Here is a 12779-nt window from a genome sequence, read left to right on the forward strand (position 1 = left end):
CCAAAAGGGGTTAGCCGCGACCGGTGCTGCCGAAGCCGCCGGCGCCACGCGCGCTGTCGTCGAAGCTTTCGACGATCTCGAGCGACGCCTGCACCACCGGTACCAGCACGTACTGGGCCAGCCGCTCGAAGGGCTCGATGGTGAAGCTCGTCTTGCCGCGGTTCCACACCGATATCTTGAGCTCGCCCTGGTAGTCCGAATCGATCAAACCCACCAGGTTGCCGAGCACGATGCCGTGTTTATGGCCAAGCCCGGAGCGCGGCAGGATCATGCCGGCCAAGTTTGGGTCACCAATATGGATGGCAAGGCCGGTGCCCACGAGCTCGCACTCGCCGGGGGCGAGCGTCAATGGCGCATTCAAAAGGGCGCGCAGGTCCATGCCCGCCGCGCCCTCGGAGCCGTAGCTTGGGAGGTAATCCAGCATGCGCTCGTCGAGTACCTTGCACTTCAAGGGGGTGTGGCTCATGGCATCAATTCCGCGGTTGAGTCGATCAGTGAAAGCGCCTTGCCGACGATCAGACGGGCAAGGGCGGTTTTGGGTTGGGGCGCAGCACTTTGCTGGTCAACGTCTGCGCCGGCGCGCCAGATCAACAGCGCGGCGTTGTCGTCGCTGCCAAAGCCGAGGCCCTGGTGGGAGACGTCGTTGGCCACCACCATGTCGAGGCGCTTGCGTGCGAGCTTCTCGCCGGCGTAGTGCGCCACGTCTTGCGTCTCGGCGGCAAAGCCGACGACGAAGGGGCGTGCCGGCGCGTCGAGCGCGGCAACGTCCGCGATGATATCCGGGTTCTTGATCAGCGTCAGGGTGAGTGTGTCGACACTTTGAGTCTTTTTGATCTTGTGCTCGGCGGGGTGCTCGGCGCGGTAGTCCGCCACCGCCGCGCAGCCGATGAAAAGGGCCGCACTCGGGGCCAGGCGCAGCGCCTCATCGTGCATTTGCCGGGCGCTTTCGACGTCGATGCGCGTCACGCCCGCCGGGGTGGCAAGGTTGACCGGGCCGCTGATCAGCGTTACCCGACAGCCCGCCTCGACGGCGGCGGCGGCCAGCGCGTAGCCCATCTTGCCGGAGCTTTGGTTGGTGAGGTAGCGCACCGGGTCGAGCGCCTCCCGGGTGGGGCCAGCGGTAATCACCGCGTGAGGGCGCTTGTCAGCAAGCGTGGACGCCGCCGGGGCCAGGCGTCGGGCCAACGCCTCGACGATCTCATCGGGCTCGCTCATGCGCCCGGGGCCAACGTCGCCGCAGGCCTGCTCGCCGGCGGCGGGGCCGATCACCTGCCAGCCGTCGTGATCGAGCTGTGCCGCGTTTCGCTGGCTGGCCGGGTGGCGCCACATCGCCTGGTTCATCGCCGGCGCAATCAGCCGCGGCGCCTCGCAGGCAAGGCTCAGCGTAGTGAGCAGGTCGTCGGCCAGCCCATGCACCAGCCGCGCGATCAGATCCGCCGTGGCCGGCGCGATCAGCAGCGCATCCGCCCAGCGGGCGAGCTCGATATGGCCCATGCCGGCTTCTGCCTGCGGGTCCAGAAGCGAGGTGCGTACCGCTTCGCCGGAGAGCGCCTGTAGCGTGAGCGGGGTGATGAACGCCTGAGCGCCGTCGGTGAGCACCACGCGCACGTCGCCGCCAGCCTGCTTGATCAGCCGAATGATCTGGGCGCTTTTGTAAGCGGCAATTCCGGCGCTGACGCCAAGAAGGATGCGTTTGCCCGCCAGCGCCGCGTGCGGGAAGGCCTGAATCGACGCCATACACTCCTCCTGAATGAAACGCTGAAAAAGCCGGGCCACCGCCCGCCGTGAAGGGGCTCACCATACCATTTGGGCGCCGGTTTTGGCAGGTTCGCTCGCGGGCTTCTAGGCTAGGTATAGTGAGCGCTGGCCGCGCACATCGACACAATAACGATACGCAAGGGGGTGGGGATGGGTATCAATCACTGGCCGGAGGGCGAGCGCCCCCGCGAGAAGCTTCTAACGCTGGGCGCCCAGGCGCTGTCGGACGCCGAGCTTCTGGCGATCTTTCTGCGCGTTGGCGTCAAGGGGCGCTCGGCGGTGGATCTCGCCCGCGACCTGCTCACCCGCTTCGGCGGGCTCAGGCCGTTTCTGGAGTCCGATGAGCGCGCCTTTTGCCAGGCCCACGGGCTGGGCTCGGCGAAGTTCGCCCAGCTACAGGCGACCCTCGAGCTCTCACGGCGCCACCTGGCCACCCAGCTCGCCCGGGGCAATGCGCTCACCTCGCCGTCGCTCGTTCGCCACTACCTGCGCTCGCAGCTGAGACATTTGGGCCACGAGGAGTTCGCGGTGCTTTTTTTGGATACTCAGCACCGAATCATTCGCTATGAGGCGCTGTTTCGCGGTACCCTAGACAGCGCATCTGTCTACCCTCGCGATGTTGCCAAGCGCGCCCTGGAGCTTAACGCGGGTGCGGTGATTCTGGCCCACAACCACCCCTCTGGTGTAGCCGAACCCAGCGATGCCGACCGACGCATCACCGAGCGTTTGACTCAGGCGCTGGGGCTTTTCGACGTGCGGGTGCTGGATCATTTCGTGGTGGGGGATGCGGATGTCATCTCTTTTGCCGAGCGCGGCTGGCTTTGAAGAAAGCCGGCGTTTTACCGTTCAAAAGGGCCTTTTTGACCCTTTAGGCACGCTTTTGCTTGCCGCTGACCGGATGCTCTGGTATAAAGTGCCACCTTTAAACTTGGGTTGAATAACGGATTCGGGTACAGCCAGGCCATCGCGGCATCGACTGACTCCCTCCCTTCCGGTTTGCCCGACAGTTTTGAACACTCAGGCTTATACCCTGGCCAAGCGGTTGGAGGCTCTCATGTCCAAAGTATGTCAGGTTACCGGCAAGCGTCCGGTAACTGGTAATAACGTTTCACACTCCCAGCGTAAGACACGTCGTCGTTTCTTGCCGAACCTGCACACGCACCGTTTCTGGGTTGAATCCGAGAACCGTTTCGTGAAGCTGCGCGTCTCTTCCAAGGGTATGCGCATCATCGACAAGAAAGGTATCGAGACCGTGTTGGCCGACATCCGCAAGCGCGGCGACGCCATCTAAGCTCGTTTTCAGCTATTATTAGCGACGCATTTTGGGAGATTGAACCATGCGCGATAAGATTCGTCTGGTGTCCAGCGCCGGTACCGGCCACTTCTACACCACCGACAAGAACAAGCGGAACACCCCCGACAAGTTCGAGTTCAAGAAGTATGACCCGGTGGTTCGCAAGCACGTTATCTACAAGGAAGCCAAGATCAAGTAATTTCGATTACGCTGATCGGCTTTCACCGCAGGCCTGGCCTGCCGAAAACCCGGCCCTAAAAGCCGGGTTTTTGCATGCATGGCCCCTGCACCGCCGGATAGCCACCTGCGCTCTAAGCGACCCTTGGCCGACTTCAACTCTTACAGGTATCCGTCATGCCCGAGCTGCCCGAGGTCGAAACCACCCGTCTGGGCATCGCGCCCTATATTGAGGGCCAGGAGATCGCCGAGGTGCGCGTGCGCAACCGCCGCCTGCGCGTACCGGTGCCCGAGGACTTCGAGCAGCGCCTGATCGGCGCTCGGGTGGGAAGCGTCACGCGCCGGGCCAAGTATCTGCGCCTGCCGCTGGCGTCCAGCGAGGGCGGGAGCGAGGGGACGCTGTTATGGCACCTGGGCATGTCCGGCAGCCTGCGCATCGCCCGCGTCGGGGATCTGCCCAAAAAGCACGACCACGTGGATCTCGTGACCGGCGAGGGCTTCGTGCTTCGCTACCATGACCCGCGCCGCTTCGGCTTCGTCGACTGGCAGCAGGGTGATGGCACCGAGGACACGCGTTTGGCGCACCTGGGCCCGGAGCCCTTGAGCGAGGCCTTCGACGGCGCTTGGCTCTACCGGCTCTCGCGGGGCAAGCGCATGGCGGTCAAACCGTTTTTGATGGACAACCGCGTGGTGGTTGGGGCGGGCAATATCTACGCCGCGGAGGCGCTGTTCATCGCCGGCATCGACCCGCGCCGCGCTGCCGGGCGTATTTCGAAAGCGCGCTTTGATGACCTGGCGGTGGCGGTCAAGGAAGTGCTGGCTGCCGCCATCACCCAAGGCGGCACCACGCTTCGCGATTTCGTCAGCGGCCAGGGCGAGCCTGGCTACTTCGCCCAGCAGCTCAACGTCTACGGGCGTCAGGGCGAGCCCTGCCGGCGCTGCGGGCAGTCCCTAAAGCGCATCGTTTTGGGTCAGCGGGCAAGTGTTTTCTGCCCGGGATGTCAGCGCTAAACTTATTTTCACGCTTTGCCGATGCTTTTGGAGAAACCAGTGACCCAACGCCTGCGCTTGAATAAAAATGCCGACCGCCGCCTGAAGGCGGGGCATCTGTGGATCTACTCCAACGAGGTGGATACCAAAGAGACGCCGCTCAAGGAGTTCGCCGCCGGCGAGGCCGCGCTGATCGAGGCCTCCAGCGGCAAGGCCATTGGCGTGGCCTACGTGAACCCGCACTCGTTGATCTGCGCTCGCATCATGTCCCGCGACCCGGAGATGCGCCTTGACCGGTCGCTGTTCGTACACCGCTTCAACCAGGCGCTGGCGCTGCGCGAGCGCATGTTCGACCAGCCGTTCTACCGCCTGATTCACGGCGAAGGCGACCTGCTGCCCGGGCTGATCATCGACCGCTTTGGTGACGTGCTCGTGGTGCAGCTCAACACCGCCGGCATGCAGGCGCTAGCGGACGAGATCGTCGACGCGCTGGAGAAGGTCGTTAAGCCCGAGGTGATCGTGTTCCGCAACGACACAGGCGGGCGCCGCCAGGAAGGGCTCGAGGCTCAGGTCGAAGTGGTCAAGGGCGTGCTTCCCGACGAAGTGCTGATCGAGGAGAACGGCGCGCGCTTCGTTGTGCCGGTGCTCAACGGTCAGAAGACCGGCTGGTTCTTCGATCACCGCGTCAACCGCGCCTGGCTCAACGGCCAGGTGGCGGGCAAGCGCGTGCTGGACGTGTTCAGCTATGTGGGTGGCTGGGGTGTTCAGGCCGCGGCCAGCGGCGCCTCGGAAGTGCTCTGCGTGGACAGCTCGGGAGCCGCGCTCGAGCAGGTGGCGCGTAACGCCGAGCTCAACGGCGTGCACGAGCAGGTGGCGGTGGGTGAAGGCGACGCCTTCGAGGCGCTGGCCGCACTCAAGGCCGACGGCGAGCAGTTCGACGTAGTGATTCTCGACCCGCCGGCGTTCATCAAAAAGCGCAAGGACATTCCCAACGGCGAGCGCGCCTACGCTCGGCTCAACCGCGAAGCGATGCGCCTTCTCGGCCGTGACGGCCTGCTTCTTTCGGCGTCCTGCTCAATGCACCTGGGTCACGACCGCCTGGTCGACGTGGTGCGCGGCGCGGTTCGCCACCAGGACCGCCACGGCCAGGTCATTTTCCAGGGCCATCAGGGGCCGGATCATCCGGTACACCCGGCGATTCCTGAAACCGCCTACCTCAAGGCGCTGGGCGTGCGGGTTTACCGCGACTGATCGAGGGCTGTCATCCACTACGCGTAAGGAGTCAGCATGGAGTGGGCACTGCCAGCGCCGTACGTCATGACGATCACCGTCGAGGCCCGCGCCATCGACTCGTTTGGTCACGTCAACAACGGCGAGTATTTGCGCTGGATCGAGCGCATCAGCTGGGCCCACTCTGAAGTTCTGGGCCTCGATCTTGCCCGCTATCGCGCGCTCGACCGGGCGATGGTGGTGCACCGCCACGAGCTCGACTACCTCGCTCCTGCCTTCGAGGGCGATACTCTTGCGCTGGCCACCTGGATCGTCGAGTGCGACCAGCGCCTGAGCCTTACCCGCCGGTTCCAGCTCAAGCGTGAAAGCGACGGCAAGACGCTGCTCAATGCCCGCACGCGTTTTGTGTGCGCCGCGCTCTCCACCGGGCGCCCCCAGCGCCTGCCCGAGGAGTATCGGCGAATCTACGGCTCGGCGGTGGTGAGCGAGCCTGAGGGGAGCGGGTAGGGCGCCAGGCCGCGACCGGATAGAGCGGATTTTTCTGTCAGCGCCCGGTTTGCCCCAGAATTTTCTTCTGAAAAACGCCTTTACCGGCGTTTTTCTCGTTTTAAGACCGCGCGCTGGCAGCGCCTTTCGACTGTGCTGTAATGAGGAAACGTTCATTAGAGTTCATCGAGAGGCCCGCCATGCAGATCGCCGTCCCCAAGGAAATCAAGAACCACGAATACCGCGTTGCGCTGACCCCCACCGGCGCCCGCGAGCTTGTCGGGCGCGGCCATACGGTGTGCGTGCAGGCTGGCGCCGGTGAAGGTGCAGGGTTTCATGATGGCGACTACGAGGCGGCGGGGGCGCGTATCGAGGCGGACGTCGACGCCCTTTGGCAAAACGCCGAACTGATTTTGAAGGTCAAGGAGCCGCAGCCCGAAGAAGTCGCCCGGCTGACCCCGGCGCATACGCTCTTTACCTACCTACACCTAGCGGCGGAAAAGTCGCTCACCCAAGGCCTCATCGACAGCGGCGCGACCTGTATCGCTTACGAGACTATCGTTGATGGCAAGGGCGGGCTTCCTCTGCTGGCGCCGATGAGCACGGTGGCTGGGCGCATGGCGGTACAGGCCGGTGCCCATAGCATGGAGAAAGCCCAGGGCGGCGCCGGGGTGCTATTGCCCGGCGTGCCCGGTGTGGCGCCGGGCAAGGTCACGGTGATCGGCGGCGGCGTGGTGGGTGAAAACGCCGCGCGCATGGCGCTGGGTCTCGGCGCCGACGTGACGATCCTGGATCGCTCCATTGCCCGTCTGGGCGAGCTCGATGATCGGTATCAGGGCCGCATCCGAACCGTCTACTCCACGGCGGACGCCCTTGAAGAGGCGGCGAAGACGTCGGACATGATCATCGGCGCGGTGCTGATTCCAGGGGCGGCGGCGCCGAAGCTGATCACCCGCAACATGCTCGCCGGGATGAAGCCAGGCAGCGTGCTGGTGGACGTTGCCATCGACCAGGGCGGCTGTTTCGAGACCAGCAAACCTACCACCCACGCCGAGCCGACCTATCTCGTCGACGGCATCGTCCACTACTGCGTGGCGAACATGCCAGGGGCGGTGGCGCGCACCTCCACTCAGGCGTTGACCAACGCCACGCTTCCTTTCGTATTGGCGCTGGCCGACAAGGGCTGGCAGCAGGCGCTCAAGGACGACGCCCACTTTGCGCCGGGGCTCAACGTTCACGCAGGCCAGGTTACCTACCGGGCAGTGGCCGAGGCGTTTGGCCTTGAGTACGTGAGCGGTGAGTCGCTGATCGACGCCTGAAGGCGGGCGCCGCTTTAAAGCCGTAAGAGGCTCAGTAGTGCGGGGGCACGTCGTCTTCAAGGCGATAGGCCCCGCCGTCTGCATGATCGCTCTGGGTGTGGTGCTGCTCTCGCAGACGGTCGCGCATAAGTGCGTTCATTCGTTCGAGTTTTTCCATCTGCCGCGCCTGGCTTGCGACGGTCTGGTCGAGGGTGTCCAGCCAGTGCTCCTGATAGGCGAGCTTGCTCTCCAACGCGTCGAGCCGGCGGCCGAGCTCGGCGGGCGATAATTCGTTTGTCATGATAAGATCGAAACCTTGTAGTGTATGCTCGGTAGGGTTAGCCCGCCTTTTGCGCGACGTAAGCGATATTGCTCGAATATTTATCGCCAAAGTGGAGGGTTGCTATAATCGCGCCGCGTATTTTCCTTTGTTTGTTACTCATACAACAAGAGAGCTTTTTATATCCATGAACCCAAAAGTTGTTGTTCGCTGTTTATTGATCAGTGTATTACTCGCCGCGCCCACGCCTTTGTTGCTGGCCGGTCTTGTGCATCTCACCGACGCCCCGCTCGCCGAGCAGTGGCTTTCCGAGCTTGCCATTATCGGCACGACCGGTGTTTACGTGGCCGTCGCCCTGGGTAGCTTTATCGTACTGCTGGTCGGCACGCTGGCCGCGGCGGCGTTCGCGCCTCCCGTGGTCGTCAGTGCCGAAACGGTTCGCGCCAAACCTGCCCCGCGCCCTGCGGAGCCGGTCGAGGAAGAGCCGGCGGAAGTGATCGACCCCAACGACGGGCGTGAAGAGGGGGAAGTGAAGTGGTTCAATACCAACAAGGGCTACGGTTTCATTACCCGCGATAACGGCGAGGACGTGTTCGTTCACTTTCGCGCCATTCGCGGTCGTGGCCCGCGCATGCTCGCCGAAGGGCAGATCGTGCGCTATCACGTGATTCAAAACGATCGCGGCCTTCAGGCCGACGACGTGAGCATTATCGAGTCCTGACCGCTCGCTTCCCGCTTCAAACCACTGGCCCCGCAATCGCGGGGCCAGTGGCGTTTTAGGGCAGGTAAAAACGCGAAGCGCGGATTAGCGTCCGGAATCCGGCCAGGCGATGCGCTGGGCCTCGCCATTGGGGCGCACCTGCCAGAACGCGTCCGGGTCATCCCCCGGGCTCCAGCCACCGAGCGAGCAGCGCACCTCCACGCCCAGCGCCGGGGCCGCCGCCGTCGCGCAGGCCTGATCAGTGGGCCAGGGTGTGTGAGCGCTGTCGAACCAAAGGCTCGCGAAGCCGTCGGCGGCGTTTTCCACCAGCAGTACCGGTACCTCGACCCCATCTTTTAGCCCTTGGCTTTTCCACTTGTTCTTGCCCGCCGGGCGCAGCGCCGGCGCATTGAGGGTGTCGAAAAGCCAGGCGTTGAGCGCCTCGAACTCGATCTTTGCCAGGTACACCTCGATATCCGGAAAGCGCTCGCTCATCGTGTTGGCTCCCGGCCGTTTTCAGCAGTGAATAGCGCCTCCAGCGTGGCCTCGTAGATCCGGCTTAGCTCGTCAAGATCCTTGGCGCGCACGCGCTCGTTGACCTTGTGAATGGTGTCGTTGAGCGGGCCGAGCTCGACCACCTGGGCGCCGAGGGTGGCGATGAAGCGGCCATCCGAGGTGCCGCCGCTGGTCGAAAGCGTCGGGCGCTGCCCGGTAATCGCTTCCACCCCGGTCATCACTGCGTCCACCAGCGCGCCTTCGGCGGTCAGAAACGGCTCGCCGTTGAGCGTCCACTCGATATGAAAATCGAGATCAAAGCGTTCGAGAATCGCCTCGGTACGCGCCTTCAGCTCTTCATGAGTGACTTCCGTGGAGTAGCGGAAGTTGAACACCACCTCGATCTCGCCGGGGATTACGTTGGTGGCACCGGTGCCGGCGCGAAAGTTGGAGATCTGAAAGCTGGTCGCCGGGAAGAACGCGTTGCCTTCGTCCCAGTGCTCGCGAGTAAGCGCCTCGAGCGCCGGCAGCGCCTGATGAATGGGATTGCGCGCCAGGTGCGGGTAAGCCACGTGACCCTGCACGCCCTTGACGTGAAGCACGCCACCCAGTGAGCCGCGCCGGCCGTTTTTGATCACGTCGCCAAGCGTGGCGGTGGAGGAGGGCTCGCCGACGATGCAGTAGTCCAGGCGTTCGTTGCGCTCGCGAAGGTGCTCGACCACCGCGCGGGTGCCGTCGATGGCCGGGCCCTCTTCATCGGCGGTGATCAGAAAGGCGATGCGCCCGTCGTGGTCCGGCGCGCGCGCAACGAAGCGCTCGACGGCGGTGATCATCGCCGCCAGGCTCCCTTTCATGTCGGAGGCGCCGCGCCCGCAGAGCATGCCGTGATCATCGATGCAGGGCGAAAACGGCGAGAACTCCCAGTTGGTCGGCGGGCCGCTCGGCACCACGTCGGTGTGGCCTGCAAAGGCCAGCACCGGGCCGTGGTGGCCGCGCACCGCCCAGAAGTTCTCCACGTCGCCAAAACGCAGGCGCTCGACGTGAAAGCCAAGCGCCTCCAAGCGCTCGATCATCACGTCCTGGCAGCCTTCGTCGTCCGGCGTGACCGAGGCCCGGCTCAAAAGATCGAAGGCAAGCGAGAGCGTCGGCGACAGCCCCTCGGGCTCAGTTATGGGCATGCAGCGCCTCGTTCAGGGCCACGGCACTTTTATTGGTCAAGCACTCGACGCGACCGGTTTGCGAGTTACGCCGCAAGAGCAGATCGTTTTGGCCGGCGAGTTCGCGACCGGACACGGTCTTGACCTCGTTTTTCTGATCGTCGAGCAGCGTGACCTTGGTGCCGGCGGTGATGTAGAGCCCGGCTTCGACGGTGCAGCGGTCTCCCAGCGGAATGCCGATGCCGGCGTTGGCACCGATCAGGCAGCCTTCGCCGACCTTGATGACGATGTTGCCGCCGCCGGAGAGCGTGCCCATGGTGGAGCAGCCGCCGCCCAGATCCGAGCCTTTACCGACGAATACGCCCGCCGAGATGCGGCCTTCGATCATGCCCGGGCCTTCGGCGCCGGCGTTGAAGTTGACGAACCCTTCGTGCATCACCGTGGTGCCTTCGCCCAGATAAGCGCCCAGGCGCACGCGGGCGGTGTCGCCGATACGAATGCCCGCGGGCACCACGTAGTCGGTCATTTTGGGGAACTTGTCGACGCAGTCCACGGAGAGCGGCCGGCCGGCCAGGCGTGCTTTCAAGCGACGCTGTGCCAACTCTTCGATGTCGATGGCGCCTTCGCTGGTCCAGGCGATGTTGCGTAACAGGCCGAACATGCCGGTCAGGTCGAGGCCGTGGGGCTTGACCAGACGGTGTGAGAGCAGGTGCAGCTTGAGATACACCTCCGGGGCGCTTTGGGGGGCCTCATCGGTATCGATGAACATGGCCACCAGCGGGCGCTGGCTGTCGGCCAGCGAAGCGGCGATGCTCGCCTGCTCTGCGTGGCCGGCCTCATGAAGCGCCTGGCTTAGGCGCTCGCAGTCCTCGGGTAGAAAGCTCACGGCTTGGGTGCCGGCGGGGGCGTCCAGCGCCTTTTGCACGGCGCTCACCAGGCTCTCGGCGGGTTTGAAAAGCGGCGCCGGGTAGTAGATTTCCAGCCAGTCGCCTTGCGTGTTTTGCGTGCCGATTCCAAGCGCGAAGCTCAGCATAAAGCGTCTTCCTTTCCGGTTAGGTCGTGAGTAACGTGTGTCGCCACTGTCAGTGGCCAATCATTGGGTTACTGGGTGATGTTGTCGTAATCACCCTCTTGATAGCCCACCAGAATGCGGTGGCTATCGAGCTCCAGAAGTGGGCGCTTCAAGAGCGTGGGATGTTTGAGCAAAAGCTCGCGGCCGGAGGTCGCATCCAGCCCCTCTTTTTCCTCTTCCGGCAGCTCCCGCCAGGTCTTGCTGCGCTTGTTGATGGCGTCCAGCAGCGGGATTTGCTCGAGAATGTGCTCCAGAAGGCTCGCCGACAGGCCGTCCTTGCGCAGGTCGTGAGTCTTGAAGGCCAGGCCTTTCTCGTCCAGCGCCTTGCGCGCCTTGCGGCAGGTATCGCAGTTATCGATGATGTAAAGCGTCAGCATAAAGCCTCCTGTCGTTGCTCTGATGGTCGTCCGTTCGCCGGCGTGTCATGGCGTTTCGTTCGCGTGGCCAGCTTCATCATGTTTAACTTCAGCATGTTCAAAATCAGCATGACCAAAATCAACATAGCCAAAATATCGCGATTGCAAAACGCCTAGCCGCGCTCGATCAAGCGACGAAGGCGGCGCGCGGCTTCCAGGGTCGGTTCGAGCTCGGCGACCAGTGCCAGGCGCAGCCGCCCGGTGCCCGGGTTATGACCAGAGGCATCCTCGCGGCCCATCAGGCTGCCCGGCAGCACGCTGACGTGCTCTTCGCTGAACAGGCGCCTGGTGAAGGCGATGTCGTCGCCGCCGGGCACCGCGGGCCAAAGGTAGAAGCTCGCCTCGGGCGTGGGGAAGTCCATCACTGGAGCGAGCACCTCGGTCACCGCCTGGAATTTCTCGCGGTAGGCGTCGCGATTGGCCAGCACGTGAGTCTCGTCCTGCCACGCTGCGATCGAAGCGCGCTGCACCGGCAGCGACATGGCGCAGCCGTGATAGGTGCGATAGCGCTTGAAGGGCGTGAGAATATTGGCGTCGCCGGCGACGAAGCCGGAGCGAAGCCCGGGCAGGTTCGAGCGCTTGGAGAGCGAGTGAAACACCACGCAGCGGCGATAGTCATCGCGGCCAAGCTCGGCGCAGGCCTGTAGGAGCCCCGGCGGCGGGGCGGCCTCGTCGAGGTAGAGCTCCGAATAGCACTCATCAGAAGCGATGATGAAGTCGTGCTCGTCGGCGAGCGCGATCAGCGCCTTGAACTCGTCCATCGAGGTGACCGCGCCGGTGGGGTTGCCCGGCGAGCAGAGAAACACGATCTGCACGTCCTGCCAGGTCGCGGCGTCGATTTGGGAAAAGTTCGGGCGAAAGCCGTTTTCGGCGCGGCAGTCAAGATACAGCGGCGTGCCGCCGGCCAGCAGCGTCGCACCTTCGTAGATCTGATAGAACGGGTTGGGCACCGCGACGTTCGCAGGGCGGTTTCGATCGAGCGCGGCCTGAACTAAGGCGAAAATCGCCTCGCGGGTGCCGTTGACCGGAATTACCTCGCGCTCCGGATCGAGCCCCGCCAGCCCGAAGCGCCGCGTGGCCCAAGCGCTAATCTGCTCGCGCAGCTCGCCAAGGCCGTTGGTCGCCGGGTAGCGCGCCATCTCATCGAGACTTTGTGCCAGCGCGGTCAGCGCCGCCGGGTAGGGCGCGTGCTGGGGCTCGCCGATGGTCAGGGCGATGTGCGCAAGGCCCTCGGGGGTGACGAGCCCCTTTTTGAGCGTGGCCAGCTTCTCGAACGGATAGGGGTGCAGGGCGTTGAGATCAGAATTCATGGCGTGTCCGTTGATGGGCGGGCTGAGCGGCGTGGGATCGAGGCGCGATAAAAGCGCCCTCGATTATAAGCATGGCCACTGACCACCTCAAACCCGCGTTGCGCACTTAAGTGTCC

Annotated in this window: 16 protein-coding genes; 8 read left to right on the plus strand and 8 right to left on the minus strand. The window is 64.0% G+C overall.

Annotated elements, in window-relative coordinates; genetic code table 11:
* Positions 1 to 10: 10 nt before the first annotated feature.
* Both dut and coaBC read right to left on the minus strand, forming a co-directional pair.
* Positions 11 to 466 (minus strand): dUTP diphosphatase, encoded by a 456-nt coding sequence (dut, locus tag ACGLWX_RS16555; protein ID WP_396241371.1) that lies wholly within the window; start codon positions 464 to 466, stop codon positions 11 to 13.
* Positions 463 to 1737, minus strand: coding sequence for a bifunctional phosphopantothenoylcysteine decarboxylase/phosphopantothenate--cysteine ligase CoaBC (coaBC, locus tag ACGLWX_RS16560; RefSeq protein ID WP_396241373.1), 1275 nt, complete (start codon positions 1735 to 1737; stop codon positions 463 to 465). The genes dut and coaBC overlap by 4 nt, the downstream gene beginning before the upstream one ends.
* A 171-nt stretch (positions 1738 to 1908) precedes the next feature.
* Between coaBC and radC the strand changes: the two genes are divergently transcribed.
* The 7 genes from radC to ald all read left to right on the plus strand — a co-directional run bounded on the left by radC (position 1909) and on the right by ald (position 7254).
* Positions 1909 to 2583: a DNA repair protein RadC gene (radC, locus tag ACGLWX_RS16565; RefSeq protein ID WP_252109492.1), complete on the plus strand. Its 675-nt coding sequence runs from the start codon at positions 1909 to 1911 to the stop codon at positions 2581 to 2583.
* A gap of 229 nt (positions 2584 to 2812) precedes the next feature.
* Positions 2813 to 3049 carry a 50S ribosomal protein L28 gene (rpmB, locus tag ACGLWX_RS16570; protein ID WP_038481085.1) on the plus strand — a complete coding sequence of 79 codons (237 nt, stop codon included), beginning with the start codon at positions 2813 to 2815 and terminating at the stop codon, positions 3047 to 3049.
* 46 nt (positions 3050 to 3095) lie between these two features.
* Positions 3096 to 3251: a 50S ribosomal protein L33 gene (gene rpmG / locus ACGLWX_RS16575; protein WP_227391162.1), complete on the plus strand. Its 156-nt coding sequence runs from the start codon at positions 3096 to 3098 to the stop codon at positions 3249 to 3251.
* Positions 3252 to 3406: 155 nt separating this feature from the next.
* Positions 3407 to 4240, plus strand: coding sequence for a bifunctional DNA-formamidopyrimidine glycosylase/DNA-(apurinic or apyrimidinic site) lyase (gene mutM, locus ACGLWX_RS16580; protein WP_396241375.1), 834 nt, complete (start codon positions 3407 to 3409; stop codon positions 4238 to 4240).
* Positions 4241 to 4261: 21 nt separating this feature from the next.
* A complete protein-coding gene (locus ACGLWX_RS16585) occupies positions 4262 to 5470 on the plus strand; it encodes a class I SAM-dependent rRNA methyltransferase (protein ID WP_396241377.1) in 1209 nt (402 codons plus the stop codon).
* Between the two features lie 36 nt (positions 5471 to 5506).
* On the plus strand, positions 5507 to 5956 hold the full coding sequence (locus ACGLWX_RS16590) for an acyl-CoA thioesterase (RefSeq protein WP_396241379.1): 450 nt from the start codon (positions 5507 to 5509) through the stop codon (positions 5954 to 5956).
* A gap of 179 nt (positions 5957 to 6135) precedes the next feature.
* On the plus strand, positions 6136 to 7254 hold the full coding sequence (gene ald, locus ACGLWX_RS16595) for an alanine dehydrogenase (protein WP_396241381.1): 1119 nt from the start codon (positions 6136 to 6138) through the stop codon (positions 7252 to 7254).
* A gap of 31 nt (positions 7255 to 7285) precedes the next feature.
* On the opposite strand, the gene ACGLWX_RS16600 is transcribed toward ald, so the two are convergent.
* The gene (locus tag ACGLWX_RS16600) at positions 7286 to 7534 is read right to left on the minus strand and encodes a SlyX family protein (RefSeq protein ID WP_252109497.1); all 249 of its coding nucleotides are present in this window, start codon (positions 7532 to 7534) and stop codon (positions 7286 to 7288) included.
* 166 nt (positions 7535 to 7700) lie between these two features.
* Here ACGLWX_RS16600 and ACGLWX_RS16605 point away from each other — a divergent pair, with 166 nt between their 5' ends.
* Entirely contained in the window at positions 7701 to 8234 is a 534-nt protein-coding gene (locus ACGLWX_RS16605) for a cold-shock protein (protein ID WP_286087037.1), read from the plus strand.
* 84 nt (positions 8235 to 8318) lie between these two features.
* On the opposite strand, the gene ACGLWX_RS16610 is transcribed toward ACGLWX_RS16605, so the two are convergent.
* The 5 genes from ACGLWX_RS16610 to dapC form a co-directional block, all read right to left on the minus strand.
* A complete protein-coding gene (locus ACGLWX_RS16610; RefSeq protein WP_396241383.1) occupies positions 8319 to 8708 on the minus strand; it encodes a hypothetical protein in 390 nt (129 codons plus the stop codon).
* The gene (dapE, locus tag ACGLWX_RS16615; protein ID WP_396241385.1) at positions 8705 to 9886 is read right to left on the minus strand and encodes a succinyl-diaminopimelate desuccinylase; all 1182 of its coding nucleotides are present in this window, start codon (positions 9884 to 9886) and stop codon (positions 8705 to 8707) included. The genes ACGLWX_RS16610 and dapE overlap by 4 nt, the downstream gene beginning before the upstream one ends.
* The gene (gene dapD / locus ACGLWX_RS16620; RefSeq protein ID WP_396241387.1) at positions 9873 to 10898 is read right to left on the minus strand and encodes a 2,3,4,5-tetrahydropyridine-2,6-dicarboxylate N-succinyltransferase; all 1026 of its coding nucleotides are present in this window, start codon (positions 10896 to 10898) and stop codon (positions 9873 to 9875) included. The genes dapE and dapD overlap by 14 nt, the downstream gene beginning before the upstream one ends.
* A gap of 68 nt (positions 10899 to 10966) precedes the next feature.
* Complete coding sequence (locus ACGLWX_RS16625; RefSeq protein ID WP_396241389.1) at positions 10967 to 11314, minus strand: Spx/MgsR family RNA polymerase-binding regulatory protein; 348 nt, start codon at positions 11312 to 11314, stop codon at positions 10967 to 10969.
* A gap of 152 nt (positions 11315 to 11466) precedes the next feature.
* The gene (dapC, locus tag ACGLWX_RS16630; protein ID WP_396241391.1) at positions 11467 to 12663 is read right to left on the minus strand and encodes a succinyldiaminopimelate transaminase; all 1197 of its coding nucleotides are present in this window, start codon (positions 12661 to 12663) and stop codon (positions 11467 to 11469) included.
* Between the last annotated feature and the right edge of the window lie 116 nt (positions 12664 to 12779).

The organism is Halomonas sp. HMF6819 (assembly GCF_044335525.1).
Lineage (GTDB): Bacteria > Pseudomonadota > Gammaproteobacteria > Pseudomonadales > Halomonadaceae > Vreelandella.